The sequence below is a fragment of the uncultured Thiodictyon sp. genome, from assembly GCF_903828115.1.
GTDB lineage: Bacteria > Pseudomonadota > Gammaproteobacteria > Chromatiales > Chromatiaceae > Thiodictyon.
On the sequence record NZ_CAIKKU010000487.1, the window covers coordinates 1 to 17,166 of the forward strand.

The window sequence follows — 17,166 nt, forward strand, 5'->3', positions numbered from 1 at the left end:
CGCTCCCAGGCCGGGCCGAACCGGAAGTGAGGCTCAACTCAATGGCAGTGGGGTGACGCCTAAGGCCTTGATCGTAATCCCGGCCAGCGGAGTGCGTAGTCAGGGCTTCCAGCCCTGACGGTGTCAGGCCAAGATGGCCTGACTACGCACCCGGCGAGCCCAAGTGGCCGGAATCTTGATCGAGGCCACGCCTAAGACAACCCAATCCTCAACAAGCGGATCGAAAGATCGCATCGTGTACCGACCAGACGCATTCGACAACGCCCACTTGCGAAGATCTCCCGTTTCTGTTAAACCATGTGCAGCATCGGCTAGTCGGCAGCAAGTGATCCGCTGACCCAAGGGCCGGCCCGGTGTTTGACGCACCATCGCAACGCCATGGGGCCCGGCAATCCAAGGTCGCCGCGGTCTTGTGCATTCGCAGGCAGCCTAGAGGACACCTAGCGTGGAATGTCGCCCCCCCCCCCCCCGAGCCGCGGCCCTGTTTTTCCCGCTGGCCTTGGCCGTTGCGCCCGCCGCCCTTGCGGACAGCCTGACCAACGGCGACTTCGCCACCGGTGACTTCACCGGCTGGACCCGCGACACCGACGGCGGCCCCGGCGGCAGTCCGGACTTCAGCGTCGTCGGCTCCACCGGCGCCTATGCCGCACGACTCGAGGCGGACTACTGGTCCGACCCCGGCAATACCACCAGTAACCCCCGCAACAGCGTCCTGTTCGCCAACACCCTCGTGCAGGAACTGGACACCGCCCTGTCGCCGGGCGCCGCGATGCGCCTCACCTTCGATTGGCTCTTCACCGGCGAGGACGGCGACCCCGCGAGCGGTGACACCTTCTCGGTCGCACTCAACGACGGCCAAGGCAACCTCTACGGCGCCGACGGCCTGCTCGGCTTCCTCATCGACCCCAGCCGCCTCTACGGCAACGGCACCTACAGCGCCGTGCTCGACCGGACCCGCTTCGGCGATCAGGCCAACTGGTTCCTCGAGGTCCAACTCGGCGTCGGCGTCGATACAACCGGTCAGCCGAACGGCTACGGCTCCACCGTCCAGTTCAGCAACGCCTCACTGACCCAGTTCTACGACGCCCCGACCCCGGCCCCGCTCGCCCTGGTCCTGCTGGGCCTGCCGCTGCTCGCGCGCCGGCGGCCCGCCCGTCAGTAACCCCGGATAGCCCCGCTCGACCCCCAAATCGACAACAGCCCCCGGTGGGAGCGGCTTTAGCCGCGACGGGTGGCCCAACAACAGCACCATCTGGCGCACAGGAGCCCCGCCCATGTCCACCGGACGCCTCGCCCACCATGCCGACCCCGCGGGCCGCCGCCTGCTGCACAAGCCCATCGCCTTCCTCGCCGCCCTCTGGTGGACCCTCCTCGCCGGCCTCGCCGCACCCCCGGCCGCCATGGCCGACTTCGCCCCCCGCACCGGCATCACGGTCGAGACCACGCTCCCGGTCTTCGACCGCATCAACAACCAATACAGCGTCTATGCCAACCTGCGCAACGACAGCGGCGCGCCCCTGACCGGCCCGACCCGACTCGTCCTCACCCAATCGAGCCTCGCCGTCCAGAACGCCCAGGGCACCACGCCCGCCGGTGAGCCCTGGTTCAGCATCTCCGCCGCGCCGGACTTCAGCCTCGCCCCCGGTGCCCGGACCAACCGCCTGCGCATCGGCTTTCCGGCGGCACGCACGAAACTGACCCACGGCTTCCGTGTCGAGACCGATGTCCCCAACCGGCCCCCGGTCGCCAACGCCGGTCCCGACCAGACCGCCGCCGTCGGCACCGGCATCACCCTGGACGCCGGCGCCTCCACCGACCCGGACGGCGATTCACTGACCTTCGACTGGTCCTTCCTCGCCCGCGCCCCCGGCAGTGCCGCCGTCCTCTCCAACCCGACCACGCTCAACCCGAGCTTCACCCTGGACCGCTTCGGCAACTACGACCTCGGCCTCACCGTCACCGACAGCCACGGCGCCAGCGCCGCCGACAGCGTGACCGTGACGACGGAGAACTCCCAACCGGTCGCCGACGCCGGCCCCGACCAGTCCGTCTTCGTCGGCACCACCGTCACCCTGGACGGCAGCGCCTCCCACGATGTCGACCGCGACCCCTTGACCTGGCTCTGGTCGCTCACCGCCCCCTCGGGCAGCGCCGCGACGCTGAGCGGCGCCACCCTGAGCGCGCCGAGCTTCGAGGTCGACCTGCCCGGTGCCTATCTCGGCCAGCTCATCGTCAACGACGGCCGCTTGAGCAGCGACCCGGACACCGTCACCGTCTCCACCGAGAACTCCCGCCCCCTGGCCTGCGTCGTCGCGGTGCCGCCCGCCCAGGTGGGCACCGCGATCGACCTCGTCAGTTGCTCGAGCGATGCCGACCAGGACCCGCTGATCTTCGCCTGGTCCCTGACCAGCGTCCCGGACGGCGCCGCCCCGGACCTCTTCGACACGGCCGCCGCCACCGCCACCCTGGTGCCGGACCTGCCCGGGGCCTACCTCGTCCAACTCATCGTCTCCGACGGCAGGCTCGCGAGCGTCCCCCCCGCGACCCTCATCGTCACGGTCACCCCGCCGCCCGCGAACCAGGCCCCGCGGATCGACTCGACTGCGCCCACCCAGGCCACCGTCGGCCAGCCGTATAGCTATGCCGTCGCCGCCACGGACGGCGACGGCGACACCCTGACCTACAGCCTGACCGCCGGCCCCGCCGCGATGGCGATCGACCCCGCCACCGGCCTCATCCAGTGGACCCCGGCCGTGTCCGATGCCGCCGCCTCACCGGTGGCCGTCGGCGTGCGCGTCGTCGATGGCCACGGCGGCAGCGCCACCCAGACCTTTGAGATTACCGTCGCGTCGGGGACCGACCAGACCCTGGTCCCCACCCTGGTGGGCCAGACCAGGGCCGCCGCCATGGCCCTGGTCACCGAGGCCAGGCTCGGTCTCGGCACCCTGAGCTACCGCCACGACGCCGCGCACCCGGACGGCGAGGTGCTCGCCCAGGGCCTGGCAGCCGGGACCCTGGTGGACCTGGGGACCGCGGTCGATCTGAGCGTCTCGCTCGGCCCGGATCAGGGGTTGCCGCCCAATCCGGAGACAGTCGCGCCGCCGCTCGACCCGACGGTGACGACCCAATTCGGGACCGCCACACAATTCCTCTACAGCGGCCCGAACGCGGTCCAGACCGGCGTCGCCGCCGACACCATCGAGGAGCGGCGTGCCGCCGTCATCCGCGGCCAGGTCTTCGACCGCGCCAAGAACCCCTTGCCGGGCGTGACCATCCGCGTCCTGGACCACCCCGAACTCGGCCAGACCTTGAGCCGCACCGACGGGGCCTTCGACCTCGTGGTCAACGGCGGCGGCCTGCTCACCCTGGTCTATGAAAAGGCCGGCTTTCTCACCGCCCAGCGCCAGATCCAGACCCCCTGGCAGGACTATTCCTTCGCCCCGGATTGCTCGCTGGTCACGCTTGATCCGGTGGTTACCGCCATCGACCTCACCGCGCCCAGCGGCATCCAGGTCGCCCGTGGCACCCCGAGCACCGACGGCGACGGCACCCGGCAGGCGACCCTGCTCGTGCCCCCGGGCACCACGGCGCAGATGGTGCTGTCCGACGGCAGCACGCAGCCGCTCGCGAGCCTGCATGTGCGTGTCACCGAATACACCATAGGCCCGGACGGGCCCCAGGCCATGCCTGCCAAATTGCCGCCTACCAGCGGCTATACCTATGCGGTCGAGATCAGTGCGGACGAGGCGATGGCGGCGGGGGCCACCTCGGTCACCTTGAGTCGGCCCGTGCCCTATTATGTCGAGAACTTCCTCGGGTTCCCCGTCGGCTCGCCGGTGCCGGTGGGGTATTACGATCGGGTCAAGGGGCAGTGGATTGCGGCGCCGAATGGGCGGGTGATCAAGGTTGTCGGCGTCACCGGTGCGATGGCCGATCTGGATACGGATGGGGGCGGGAGCGCGGATAGCCCGGCGGTTTTGGCGGCCTTGGGGATCGACGATGCGGAGCGGGTCAAGCTGGCGCAGATCTATAGCGTGGGGCAAAGCCTGTGGCGGGTCCGGCTGGATCACTTTACGCCTTTCGATTACAACTGGCCCTACGGACCGCCAGCCGGAGCCTCAGGACCGACCGGCCCCGGCGCTAAACCCGGAATCACTCCGACCAAGCAACCGCGCAATACCGGTTGCGGCTCGGTGATTGGCTGCGAACCCCAGACTCTTGGTGAAGCGGTCGCCATCGCTGGCACGCCCTTCAGCCTGCACTACCAGAGCCAACGGACGCCAGGCTACCAGGTTGGGGGCAGCTTGAGCGTCGACCTGACCGAGGCAGTCGTGCCTCCCGGCGTCAAACGGGTCAAGGTCGCTGTTTCGGTGGCCGGCAAGCGAGTCGAGCAGAACTTTGCGCCGGTGGCCAACCAGCACGTCAACTATACCTGGGACGGTCGGGACGCCTTCGGCCGTGCGACGACTGGCGAGCAGAAGGCCACCGTCAGCGTCAGCTATGTCTACGACGCGGTCTATTATGCGAGCCCCACCGCATTTGCGCAAAGCTTTGGCTTGGCGTCCGGGGAGCCAACCGCCATCACCCGCGAGGGTTCCGAGATTGGTCTTGAGCAGACTTCGAGTGTCGATCTGGGTGCCCGTAGCCCGGACGGTGAGCAGGTGGCAGGCTGGAGTCTGAGCGTCCACCACCGGTGGGATGCCACGCACGGCGTGCTGGTCACGGGCGACGGGACCGAGACCCGCGCCAATGCCTTCGGGGCGACGATCACTACCGTGGCCGGCAACGGCCAATCGGGCGGCCTCTCCGGTGACGGCGGCCCAGCGACCGCGGCCAGCCTGTTTGGATCTACTGACGTGGCGGTCGGCCCGGATGACAGCCTGCTCATCGCGCACAGCGGCAGCAACCTCATCCGGCGGGTGGGTCCGGATGGCCGCATCACCACCGTGGCCGGCATCATCAATAGTAACGGCGGCTTCTCCGGTGACGGCGGCCCGGCGACCGCGGCCGACCTTCATTACCCCTATGGCGTGGCGGTCGGGCCGGATGGGAGCCTGCTCATCGCGGACACCCTCAACAACCGCATCCGGCGGGTGGGTCCGGATGGCCGCATCACCACCGTGGCCGGCAACGGCCAAGCGGGCTTCTCCGGTGACGGCGGCCCGGCGACCGCGGCTGCCCTTGCTCTCCCCTCTGGCGTGGCGGTCGGGCCGGATGGCAGCCTGTTCATCGCGGACAACAACCGCATCCGGCGGGTGGGTCCGGATGATCGCATCACCACCGTGGCCGGCAACGGCCAAGCGGGCTTCTCCGGTGACGGCGGCCCGGCGACCGCGGCCAGCCTTTATGGACCTCAAGGCGTGGAGATCGGGCCGGATGGCAGCCTGCTCATCGCGGACACCTACAACTACCGCGTCCGGCGGGTGGGTCCGGACGGCCGCATCACCACCGTGGCCGGCAACGGCCAGAAGGGCTTCTCGGGTGACGGCGGCCCGGCGACCGCGGCCAGCTTGCGTTACCCTATAGGCGTGGCGGTCAGGCCGGATGGCAGCCTGCTCATCGCGGACGCCGGAAACAACCGCATCCGGGGGGTGGGTCCGGATGGCCGCATCACCACCGTGGCCGGCAACGGCCAAGCGGGCTTCTTCGGTGACGGCGGCCCGGCGACCGGGGCCAGCCTGAGTCAACCTGGAGGCATGGCGGTCGGGCCGGATGGCAGCCTGCTCATCGCGGACCAGAATAACTACCGCATCCGGCGGGTCGCTTTTTTAAGCGGAGCCGGCATCGAATCGCCCTTCGTGCCCTCTGCTGATGGCGCCGAGGTCTATAAATTCAACACCTCCGGTCGTCACCTCCTCACCCTGGATGCCCACAGCGGCGGGACCCTCTACGCCTTCAGCTATGACACCGATGGGCGTCTGATCTCCGTCACGGATGGTTCCGGCAACCGCACCACCCTCGGGCGCAACGCCGCGGGCGACCCTACCGCTATCATCAGTCCCGATGGTCAGCGCACGGAACTGACCCAAGACGCCAACGGCTATCTGGCAACCATCACCAACCCGGCAGGCGAGACCCACCGCATGACCTACACCGCCGACGGTCTACTGACCCGTTTCGAGGACCCGCGCGGTCACGCCTCCACCATGACTTACGATGACGACGGTCGGCTGCAGATCGACGCAAACGCCGCCGGAGGCAGCCAGACCCTCGCGCGCACCGTTCAAGAAATCTCGCCCGGGACCGAAGTGACCGTGACTTCAGCCGAGGGCGCGACTACCCGTTACAAGGTCGAAGACCTGCCCATCGGCGACCAACGCCGCACCATCGTCCAGCCCGACGGGACCAGCACCGTCTCGGTCACCGGCACCGATGCCAAGACCACCAGTACCGCACCGGACGGCACCGTCTCCACGCTCAACCGTGGACCCGACCCCCGCTTCGGCATGTCCGCCCCGGTGGCGACCAGTCAGACGGTCGCGACCCCCGGCGGCCGGACCGCGACCGTCGCCACGGTGCGCACCGCGACCCTCACCAACCCCAACGACCCGCTGAGCCTGGTCACCCTGACCGACCGGGTCACCACCAACGGCCGCGCCTCCACCAGCATCTACACCGCCGCAACCCGCACCACCACCAGCACCAGCGCGGCCAGCCGGGTCTCCACCACCGTCAGCGACGCACTCGGCCGCCCGACCCAGACCCAGACCGCGGGGCTCGCCCCCGTCGCCTACACCTATGACACCCGCGGACGCCTGTGGACCGTCACCCAGGGCACCGGTGCCGAGGCCCGCGCCGTCACCTTCGCCTACGACACCGACGGCACCCTGGCCGGCATCACCGACGCACTCGGCCGCAGCGCCGGCTTCGCCTACGACCCCGCCGGGCGCGTCACCCGCCAGACCTTCCCCGACGGTCGCCAGGTCCAGTTCGGCTATGACGCCAAGGGCAACCTGACCGCGCTGACGCCCCCCGGCCGACCCGCGCACGGCTTCAGCTACACCCCGGTGGACCTGACCGCCGACTACACCCCGCCCGAGGTCGGCGCCGGCACCAACAGCACCCACTACAGCTACAATCTGGACAAGCAACTCACCCGCGTCCTGCGCCCGGACGGCCTGTCCGTGGACCTCGACTACGACACCGCCGGACGCCTGAAGACGCTGACCGTCCCCGAGGGGACCCTGAGCTACGGCTATCACGCCACCACCGGCCGCCTCAACCGGATCACCGCCCCGGACGGCGGCGCCCTGGGCCTCACCTACGACGGCTCGCTCCTGACCGGCGCCACCTGGACCGGCACGGTCGCCGGCAGCATCGGCTTCGCCTACGACAACGATTTGCGCGTCTCCTCGATCAACGTCAACGGCGCCAACCCCATCGCCTACCAGTACGACCCGGACAGCCTGCTCACCCAGGCCGGGGCACTCACCCTGACCCGCAATGCCCAGCACGGCCTGCTCACCGGCAGCACCCTGAGCCGCGTCACCGACACCTGGACCTACAACGGCTTCGGCGAACCCAAGACCTACGCCGCCGCCCAGGCCGGCGCCGCGCTGCTCGACATCGGCTACACCCGCGACCAGCTCGGCCGTATCGTCGAAAAGACCGAGACGATCGGCGGCGTGACCAGCACCGATGGCTACGGCTATGATGACGCCGGCCGCCTGGTGGAGGTCAGAAAGGACGGCGTGGTCCAGACCACCTGGGGCTATGACGACAACGGGAACCGGACCCAGGTCAATGGGCTGGAGGTCGCCCACTATGACGATCAGGACCGGTTGCTCGACTACCAGGGGGCCGACTATGCCTATACCGCCAACGGGGAGTTGCTGACCAAGACGCAGGGGGCCAACGTCACCCGCTACGGCTACGACGTGCTCGGCAATTTGCGGCAGGTTACGCTGCCTGGCGGCACGGTCATCGACTATCTCACCGACGGCAAGAACCGGCGGATCGGCAAGAAGGTCAATGGCGTCCTGACTCAGGGCCTTCTCTACCAGGACCAGCTCAAGCCGCTGGCGCAACTCGATGGCGCCGGCAACATCGTCAGCCGGTTCGTCTATGCCACGCGGGTCAATGTGCCCGATTACATGATCAAGGGCGGCACGACCTATCGGATAATCACCGACCACCTCGGCAGTCCGCGCTTGGTAGTGAATACCGCAACCGGCGTTGCCGTCCAGCGGATGGACTATGACGCCTGGGGTACCGTGTTGCTCGACAACAATCCCGGCTTCCAGCCGTTCGGCTTTGCTGGTGGGTTGTACGACCGAGATACCGGGCTCGTGCGGTTTGGAGCTAGAGATTATGATGCTGGGGTGGGGAGGTGGTTGGGGAAGGATCTAATTGGTTTCGGCGGCGCCCAAACTAATCTTTATGTTTATGCGCTAGACGATCCGCTCAATTTTACCGACCCAACGGGCCAGTGGTGTTGGTCGACCTTTTTGGAGAATTATGTTTCCAATTTTCAACGGACGAACGAATTTTTCTTCGGTGGGTGGACAAAGCTGACCAGAACGGGCCTGTCGCTGATACTCGGCGTGGGGAAAGTGACAGGAACAGAACTTGGAGCGGCATCATTAGTGACGATCATCAAGAACTATGCCACGGGAATGGGAGGGTATGCAGTTTTTGGAGGGCTGGGGGGCAACTTGGCTGCCGGGGCTTTCGGCGCAGCCGTGAATGCTGCCTTGGTTGCAATCGCCTTGGAGGCAGGAATTACCGTCGGGTCAGTCCTAGATGCTGCGGTTGATGCGGCGCTCTGTGACTGCGACTAACTCGAGCCGGACGGGGCATGCCCCATCAACCGCGGCGGGACGGGGCATTCGCCCCGTCCCGAACGTTTATTCCGTCGCTGACCATTGGTATGAGCCCGCAGATCCGGAGAAAACGTTTCGGACGGGGCGAATGCCCCGTCCGGCATCCTGCGTGAGCGTTCGAGCGTGATAGCCTGGAACCTCGGCGTCTGCGGGCAGGACCGAGCCCGCGTCGGGCGGAACGCGCCGGCAGTTCCGCCATTTCTATGTATGGCTGATGGCTGGAATCATCGCCCTTACGGGACCGTCAGCAAGTCCGCTGATACGCCATGATGGTTTCCCGCCGCGGCCAGTCCGGCGTCGAAGGTGGCGAGGCGAGTCCCCAAGCGTGTGCATACGGCGAGATGCAATGCATCACCGACCCGCAGCGCAATCGCGCTGTGGTCAGACATTCCCGCGGCGACAGCGAAATCCACTGAGGTATCGAGATAGCGACGCATCAGAAACGCGCATCGGCCCGCATGTCACCGACAAATTGACCGGCATCGGCGCCGCTATGCATGGGCTGCCCATCGACGAATGCGAATAGTTCGGCTAGATCGAATTGCGGAAGCCGGGCAGCGGGTTCCGCCACAATGCGGGCGATTGCAACACCGCGCCGTGTAATGATGACCTCTTCGCCCGCTTCAACCTGGGCCAACACGGCAGACAAACGCGCCTTCGCCACCGCCACGCTAAGTGTTTGCATAAGCACCTCCAGGCGAGTTGCTCATCTGACTATATCATGACGGGGGTCAAGGTGGTGCGCCACGACTGGTCCTTGGTCTCCGCTTGTTGGGGGCGTCGCCAGCGTAGAGTGGTGCGGGAGCTTCCAGACTCACTGCTTCCAAGGACTCGGGGCCAGCATCAACCGGTCGAAGCCTTCGCCGCCAGGCGGCTGGTCAAGCACCGTCAGGAACTGTTCATAGGTCTGCCGATCGACCCTGACGAGGGTCTGATCGAGCAAGGCTTCCTCGGCTGCCCGCCGGGCGGCGTCGATCATGAATTCGGCGCGTGACCGACCCTGGCTCTTGGCCGCTTGATCGATCAGGTCGCGGATAGCTCTCCGCACCCTGAGGTTGACAGGTAGAGTCAGGGGCTCAGCGATGGCCGTGGTTGGGGGTAAGTAGGGCATCTGACACCTCGCCTCAGGTTGCGCGCCGTTTGATCTGCACATTGTATGCTTGTTCTTGGTGATATCGCTCCTGGGGTGTCGCGCGCCCGAGCAGCTTCAGCCGCTACGAGGCCACGGCAGCGTGCAAGATCGCGTCGCGGCTGAAGCCGCTCCCACCGGGTCCCGGTCTGACTTTCACGGTAACGGATGAAGCCCGCGTCGGGCGGAACGCGATAGCGGTTGCGCTAGCGCGTCTTCGCCACCCCGCGCCGGGGCTTGGGGCCGAGCAGCCCCTCCAGGCTCTGGGCATCGAAGATGCCCTCCAGCCAGCCGTCCAACTGATCCACGGCGGCCGTATCCAGACGCCGGATTACCCAGCGGGGCAGGACACCGAAACGGCGTGTCAGCAACCGTCTGAGACCATCGGCCTTGCCCTTGGCCTCGCCCTTGGCCTCGCCCTCGGCCACGCCCTCGGTCTTGCCGGCGGCTTCGCCCTTGGCAAAAATCTCCTGATAGGCGCGTGTTTGTTCCAGTGGAACCAGTACCGGCAACATGCTGCGCAACTCCTCGTAGGTGAGTAATGGGAAGCGTTCCATCAGCCAAGATTCCAGAATCCGTTCCAGGGTGGCGCGGATCGGCGGCGCTACGGGCGCCGCACGAATCACCTGCCAGGCCTGAGGTGCTCGGACCCGGAGATCCTCAGTGCGCGGGATGATCAGCGGGATCAGCGCCGCAACATAGGGGTTGTCCGGCTCGCGCTCCAGCAACCGGGGCAGGACATCATCCAGGTACGCGACCGAGCACAGGGGCGGCCCGGCCCCTGGCGGCAGCCCGGGATCATCCCCCGCACGCAGGAAGATGAGCATACCCCGAACCGCGCGCCCCGGGTGGGTCTCTCCGTACAACCCAATCTTGGTAAGCAGGTTAAACCAGGCACCAGGCACTGGCTGCGCCTGAAATTCAACGATATAAACGGGCCCATCGTGGTCCAAGGGCTCATAGATGCCGTCCAGGCGCCGCTCGATGCCCTTGATCGTCAGCGACACGAACCGGTAGTTCCCGTCGAGGATCACGCCGTCAGTCAGGACCCGAAACGCCTCGGCGCCGGTGCTGAGGAACTCATAGATCGACGGATCGGTTTTCATGTCATCCTCTGCGCTGCCGCCCAGGCGACAGAATAGCCCAAGACAATCAGTGCCGCGCCCCAGATCCACCCAACGCCAAGCCGCCCAAAGCCCCAGCAGGGCGGCGATGGCCTCGAGCCGGACGGGGCATGCCCCATCAACCGCGGCGGGACGGGGCATTTGCCCCGTCCCGAACGTTTATTCCGTCGCTGACCGTTGGTCTGAGCCCGCAGACCCGGAGAAAACGTGTTTGCATAAGGAGTCGCTGGCTCAGGGTCCCAATAGCCGAGCGAGGTCTTTCATCAGCAAAAACAGATGGTCAGGATCGGCCGGACTGGGGCGGAAGTTGAAATGCTCGTAAAACGCGCGCGCCGCTTCGTCCTTTTGGTTGGTTAAGGCGAAGCGCCGGAGAAAACGATTGAGTTCGGGGTTGCCGCAATCAAAGCCGTCCGTGTTGTGGACCGAATGAAGCTTGGCGATGCCCGTGACGGTCATGGGTTAGGTGCTTTCACTCAATACTCTCACTCAGTGCTTTCTCCACGGCGCTGGGTTCCGCGAACAGTCGCTCCAGTCGTGGCATGGGCTGCGGGGGCGCGTCGAGGGCCGCGAGGAAAGCCGCCCACTGCTCGTCATCAAGCAGGAACAAACGCCGCTCGGCCATGATTTCGGCGGCCTTCTCCAGGCCGCTGTCCAGCAGGAATTCAGATACCGTCTTGCGTGACGCGTTGGCTGCGTCCAGCAAGGCGCGTTTCGCGCTCGGTGTGGCGCGAATGTCGATGCGTTCGCTGCGGGGTTCAGGATTCCGGGACATGGGGTTATCTCCTACAATCTTCCCGGCAACATGACACAGATTGCCCTGACAATCAAACCGCGGGGATGCACCGGAATCAACCAAAAAAAAGGAGCTGTCACGCCAAGGCGCCAAGCTCGCAAAGGTTTTTCAGCCCGCGTAGGGCGGAACTTTCGAGCCGGACGGGGCATGCCCCAGCAACCGCGGCCGGACGGGGCATTCGCCCCGTCCCAAACGTTTATTCCTTCGCTGACCGTTGGTCTGAACCCGCAGATCCGGAGAAAACGTTTCGGACGGGCCGAATGCCCCGTCCGGCATCTTGCGTGAGCGCGCGTTTGCTCCAAGGGAACCAGTACCGGCAGCATGGTCCGCAACTCCTCATGGATCGACGGATCGGTTTTCATGTCATCCTCTGCGCTGCCGCCCAGGCGACAGAATAGCCCAAGACAATCAGTACCGCCGCCCCAAATCCACCCAACGCCACGCCGCCCAAAGCCCCAGCAGCGCGGCGACGGCCCCCACCCCGAAGGCCGCGAAGGGCCCCGGCGTGACCCACAGGGCACCGCCGATCAGGCTGCCGGCGGCCCCGCCCGCGCCGAAGCTCAGGCTGTTGTAGAGCGCCTGGCCGCGGCCCTGGGTAGGGCCCGGAAAGTAGTGGTGGATAAGATGGATGGCGGCGACATGAAAGGTGCCGAAGCTGGCGGCATGGAGACTCTGGGCGAGGACCTGGAGCGGCAGGCTGCCGATGAAGGCGCCGATCAGGAGCCAGCGCAGCGCCCCCAGCCCCAGGCTCCAGAGCAGCACCCGGCGCGCCCCGAAGCGCCGCAGCAGGCGATGCATGATCAGGAACACCAGCACCTCCGCCACCACCCCGAAGACCCAGAGCCCCCCCACCGCCCCGGTCGAATAGCCGGCCGATTTGAGATAGATCGAGTAGAAGGCGTAATAGATGCCGTGGCTCAACTGCATCAGGAAGCAGGCCCCGAGCAAGGCCCGGACCTCGGGGCGGTGCAGCAGCAGCCGCAGCGCCGGGGCGGGACCGGCCCCCGCGGCGGGCGGGCTGTCCGGGACCAGCAGGGTGCTGAGCCAGGCCCCCAGATACAGGGTCAGGACCCACAGCGGCACGATTGCCAGCGGCGCCTGCTCCAGGTGCAGACCGAGCGCCCCCACCACCAGGATGAAGCCGACGGACCCCCACAGACGCACCCGCGCGTAGTACGCCGGGCGCACCCCCAGGTGATTGAAGGTGACGGACTCCAGGAGCGGCAAGGAGGCGTTCCAGAAGAAGCTGAAGAGCGTCATGGCCGCCGCCATGGTCCAGAAGCCATCGGCGATAAAGACTGAGCCGAAGACCAGCACGGTGCCCAGGTTCGCGAGGCGCACCAGCGGCATCCGCCGGCCGGCGCGGTCCGCCCAATGCCCCCAGAGCAGCGGGGCGACGATCTTGGTGGCCCCCAGGATCGCCATCAACTGGCCGACGGCCAGGGCATCGAACCCGCGCGACTGGAGATACAGGCCCCAGTAGGGGACCAGGGCGCCCAGGGCGGCGAAATAGAAGAGATAACTGGCCGAGAGCCGCCAATAGGGCAGCGCGCCCCCGGCACCGGCGGCCATGGTCGCGGGCTTCAGCGCGGTGCCGCGGCCGGGATCGGCGGGGTGGGCGGGGTCACGTCGCCGTTCTGGGCGCGCTGGCGTAGCCAGTGGTCCAGCAGGACCATCGCGAGCATGGCCTCGGCGATCGGGGTGGCACGGATGCCGACGCAGGGGTCGTGGCGGCCGGTGGTGATGACCTGCGTCGCCTGGCCGTCGGTGCCGATGGTGCGCCCCGGCAGCCGCAGGCTGGACGTGGGCTTGAGCGCGATGCGGGCGTAGATGTCCTGCCCCGAGGAGATCCCGCCCAGGATGCCCCCCGCGTGATTGGACAGGAAACCCGCCGGGGTCAGCTCATCGCGGTGCTCGGTGCCCTTCTGCTCGATGCAGGCAAAGCCCGCCCCGATCTCCACCCCCTTGACTGCATTGATGCTCATCAGGGCGTGCGCAATGTCCGCGTCCAGCCGATCGAAGATCGGCTCGCCGATCCCGGCCGGGACCCCGCTCGCCACCACGGTGACTGCCGCGCCGATGGAATTGCCCTCCTTGCGCAGTGCGTCCATATAGGCATCCAGTTCAGGCACCGTCTGCGCACAGGGGCAGAAGAAGGGGTTGCGCCCCACCTCCCCCCAGTCGAACCCACGGGGTCGGATCGGGCCGAGTTGGGAGAGAAAGCCCCGCACCAGGACGCCGCAGCGCTCCCACAGGTACTTCTTGGCAATCGCCCCCGCCGCCACCCGCACCGCGGTCTCCCGCGCCGAGGACCGCCCGCCGCCGCGGTAGTCGCGCCGGCCGTATTTTTGGTCATAGGTGTAATCGGCATGACCAGGGCGATAGCGGGCGGCGAGGTCCGCGTAGTCCTTGGAGCGCTGGTCCTCGTTGCGGATCAGGAGCCCGATCGGGGCCCCGGTGGTCAAACCGCCGAAGACCCCGGAGAGGATCTCCACCTGATCGGACTCACGGCGCTGCGTGGTATGGCGCGACTGACCAGGCTTGCGCCGGTCGAGATCGCGTTGCAGGTCCGCCGCGCACAGTGCGAGCCCCGGCGGGCAGCCGTCCACGATCCCGCCGATGGCCGGGCCATGGCTCTCACCGAACCCGGTGACGACGAAGAGTTTGCCGAAGCTGTTACCAGACATTTTAGGGTTCGGAGTTCGGAGTTCGGAGTTCGGAGTTCGGAGTTCGGGGTTCGGGGTTCGGAGTTCGGGGTTCGGAGTTCGGAGTTCGGAGTTCGGAGTTCGGGGTTCGGGGTTCGGGGTTCGGAGTTCGGAGTTCGGGGTTCGGGGTTCGGGGTTCGGGGTTCGGGGTTCGGGGTTCGGGGTTCGGGGTTAGCAAATAGATTTCAGTGCTTAACGGTAACCGGATGGCCTGACTTTTCCAAGCACGACCGGCCCCTATCCCCTATCCCCTATCCCCTTCTCAGTACGCCGGCGGCGCGACCTTCTCGGCCGGATTGAGCCAGGCATTGCCCTTGGCCAGGACCTCGCGGGTGAGGGTACTGGTCGCCTGGTGGAGTTTCACCCCATTGATGATGTACTTATACCTGGAGGTCAGGTACTCGAACTCCGCCTGGAAGTATTGGCGCTGGGCCGTGAGCACGTCGACCTGGGTGCGGGTGCCGACTTCCAGGCCCGCCTGGGTGGATTCCAGGTTGGAGCGGGTGGAGAGCACGGCCGCCTGCCGCGCCTTCACGGCCTCGATGCTGGATTGAATGCCGCGGAAGGCGTCCTTGACCTGCTGATCCACCTTGCGGCGGGTCTGGTCCAGTTGGTCCTGAGCGGCCCGGAAGTTATAACCCGCCTGGCGGGTTCGCGACACCACGGCCCCGCCCTGATAGATCGGTACGGTCAGGGTCAGGCCGACAAAGCCGGTATCGGTGTTGCTGCCGATCTCGGCCCCGGAGCGGACCACGTCATAGCCCGCCTCAAGGTTCAACTGGGGATAGAACCCGGACTTTTGGATCTCGATATTGGTCTTGGCGGAGGCCGCCGCATCGCTTGCGGCGATGATCGAGAAGTTGTTGCGCTGGGCGCTGTCGGCCCAGATACTGACCTCGTTGGGTTGCGGCGGGGCCAGCGGGAGCTTGTCGCCGAGCCTGGCCAGCGGCACGCGGATGGGACCCACGATCACGCGCAGGGCCTCCCAGGCGTTGTCGAGCGCGGTCTGATAGTTGATCAGATTGGCCCGGGACAGGTCATAGGCCGCCTGGCTGTTATTGACGTCGGTAATCGCCACCAGGCCCACATCGAAGCGCTGCTTGGACTGCTCCAACTGACGCTCGTCCGCCCGCAGATTGGCCTCCCCCACCGTCACCGCGTCCGCCGCCGTCAGGACGTTGAAATAGGCCTCCGTGGTGCGCACCATCAAATCGATTTGGGCATTGCGATACAGGGCCTCCGCCTGGGCGATCACGGTATCGGTCTGCCGCAGGGTCATCCAATTGGCGCGATTGTAGACCGACTGCGTCACCTTGGCCTGACCGGTTTGGGTGCTGAAACGGTCGTTTTGACTGAAGCTCACGACAGTGCCCCCGACGTTCGTGCGGCCGTTGGAGGAGAAGTCATTGTAATTCGCCTTCCCGGTCAGCCCCACATTGGGCAGCATCGGGGCTATGGCCTGGGGTCGCTTCTCCTTGGTGGCGAAGAGTGTTTGCTCCGCCTCACGCAGCAGTGGATCGCTCTGCACCGCCAGGTCATAGATCTGGATCAGGTCGTCGGCGCGCGGCAGGCACGGGGCCACCAGGGCGGGCGCGACCACGAGGGCGGCGATCAGGGAGGGTAGCGGTTTCCGCATCACGAGAGTCCTGGTGCAGGGGGCGGCGGGGTCCGTCGACCTTCAGACCCGTGAGTATAGGCGAGGCGCCCGACCGGGCTCAATGCGTTCGGTCTGCGACTGGAGACCGAGCTTCGTCATCATGCGTCGGCGGTAGGTATCGACGGTCTTGACCGCCACCCTCAGCACCTGCGCAATCTGGCTGCCGCGCTGCCCGGCGGCGATGTAGGCCAGCACCTCGCGCTCGCGCCGCGACAACAGTGCGCGGGCCGGTTGTGCCGGGGGCGGCAAGGTTTCGGGCAGCCAGGTCCCGCCGCCATGGACCTGCCGCACCGCCTGGGCCAGAGACGACAAGGACGCGCTCTTGTCCAGATAGCCCCTGGCACCGGCCGCGACCATCTGCTTGACGAAACAGGCGTCACCCAGGGCCGACAGGGCGATCACCCGGCACCCCAGCACCGCCTTGCGCACCCGCGCCGCGGTCTCGATCCCGTTCAGGTTCGGCATGTTCAGGTCCAGCAGCAGGACGTCCGGCCGCAGGTATTGGGCCTGGGCGAGCGCCTCGTAGCCGTCCGCCGCCACCCCGACCACCGCAAGGTCAGGCTCGGCGCTGAGCATCCCGACCAGGGCGTCGCGCACCATGATGTGATCGTCCGCCAACACCACGCGTATCGTCATCGGTCAACCGTTCTGTCAAACTGACACATTCATGCGCAAACATGAACAAAGTTGACTTCCTGCTTCACCGGGGCCGGTTTCGTGCGCACCTTGCGGCCCGCACCAGCGCCTTCCCCTCCACAGGCAGACACCGCGGAACTCGCGGCGTAATGGGCGAGGTTAATCGCCGCATTCAAGTCCCGGTCGTGGTGAGAACCACAGGCCGGGCAGTCCCAGTGCCGCACGGACATCGGCAGGGAATCGATTTTGTGCCCGCATCCCGAGCATGTTTTGCTGCTGGGATACCAGCGGTCGGCCAGC

12 protein-coding genes are annotated in these 17,166 nt (G+C 66.8%); 2 read left to right on the forward strand and 10 right to left on the reverse strand.

Annotated elements, in window-relative coordinates; all coding sequences use genetic code 11:
• The first annotated feature begins 445 nt into the window (after positions 1-445).
• Positions 446-1,162, forward strand: a complete 717-nt coding sequence (locus tag QZY48_RS17875) for a hypothetical protein (protein ID WP_295433559.1) — start codon at positions 446-448, stop codon at positions 1,160-1,162.
• 112 nt (positions 1,163-1,274) lie between these two features.
• On the forward strand, positions 1,275-8,780 hold the full coding sequence (locus QZY48_RS17880) for a PKD domain-containing protein (protein ID WP_295433562.1): 7,506 nt from the start codon (positions 1,275-1,277) through the stop codon (positions 8,778-8,780).
• Between the two features lie 478 nt (positions 8,781-9,258).
• On the opposite strand, the gene QZY48_RS17885 is transcribed toward QZY48_RS17880, so the two are convergent.
• From QZY48_RS17885 to QZY48_RS17930, 10 genes are all read right to left on the reverse strand, one after another.
• Positions 9,259-9,507 carry a type II toxin-antitoxin system Phd/YefM family antitoxin gene (locus QZY48_RS17885; protein ID WP_295433566.1) on the reverse strand — a complete coding sequence of 83 codons (249 nt, stop codon included), beginning with the start codon at positions 9,505-9,507 and terminating at the stop codon, positions 9,259-9,261.
• Positions 9,508-9,636: 129 nt separating this feature from the next.
• Complete coding sequence (locus tag QZY48_RS17890) at positions 9,637-9,933, reverse strand: DUF1778 domain-containing protein (RefSeq protein ID WP_295433569.1); 297 nt, start codon at positions 9,931-9,933, stop codon at positions 9,637-9,639.
• A 224-nt stretch (positions 9,934-10,157) separates the two neighbouring features.
• Positions 10,158-11,057 carry a DUF2887 domain-containing protein gene (locus tag QZY48_RS17895; RefSeq protein WP_295433571.1) on the reverse strand — a complete coding sequence of 300 codons (900 nt, stop codon included), beginning with the start codon at positions 11,055-11,057 and terminating at the stop codon, positions 10,158-10,160.
• 249 nt (positions 11,058-11,306) lie between these two features.
• The gene (locus QZY48_RS17900) at positions 11,307-11,531 is read right to left on the reverse strand and encodes a hypothetical protein (protein ID WP_295433573.1); all 225 of its coding nucleotides are present in this window, start codon (positions 11,529-11,531) and stop codon (positions 11,307-11,309) included.
• A gap of 13 nt (positions 11,532-11,544) precedes the next feature.
• Positions 11,545-11,847 carry a DUF1778 domain-containing protein gene (locus QZY48_RS17905; protein ID WP_295433576.1) on the reverse strand — a complete coding sequence of 101 codons (303 nt, stop codon included), beginning with the start codon at positions 11,845-11,847 and terminating at the stop codon, positions 11,545-11,547.
• Between the two features lie 429 nt (positions 11,848-12,276).
• Positions 12,277-13,416: an MFS transporter gene (locus QZY48_RS17910; protein WP_366929723.1), complete on the reverse strand. Its 1,140-nt coding sequence runs from the start codon at positions 13,414-13,416 to the stop codon at positions 12,277-12,279.
• Between the two features lie 35 nt (positions 13,417-13,451).
• Positions 13,452-14,555 (reverse strand): chorismate synthase, encoded by a 1,104-nt coding sequence (gene aroC / locus QZY48_RS17915; RefSeq protein WP_295433580.1) that lies wholly within the window; start codon positions 14,553-14,555, stop codon positions 13,452-13,454.
• 280 nt (positions 14,556-14,835) lie between these two features.
• A complete protein-coding gene (locus QZY48_RS17920) occupies positions 14,836-16,209 on the reverse strand; it encodes a TolC family outer membrane protein (RefSeq protein ID WP_295433582.1) in 1,374 nt (457 codons plus the stop codon).
• A gap of 42 nt (positions 16,210-16,251) precedes the next feature.
• The gene (locus QZY48_RS17925) at positions 16,252-16,866 is read right to left on the reverse strand and encodes a response regulator transcription factor (RefSeq protein ID WP_295433589.1); all 615 of its coding nucleotides are present in this window, start codon (positions 16,864-16,866) and stop codon (positions 16,252-16,254) included.
• Positions 16,867-16,895: 29 nt separating this feature from the next.
• Positions 16,896-17,166, reverse strand: a 271-nt coding sequence (locus tag QZY48_RS17930) for a zinc ribbon domain-containing protein (RefSeq protein ID WP_295433592.1), incomplete at its 5' end; no start/stop codon positions are given.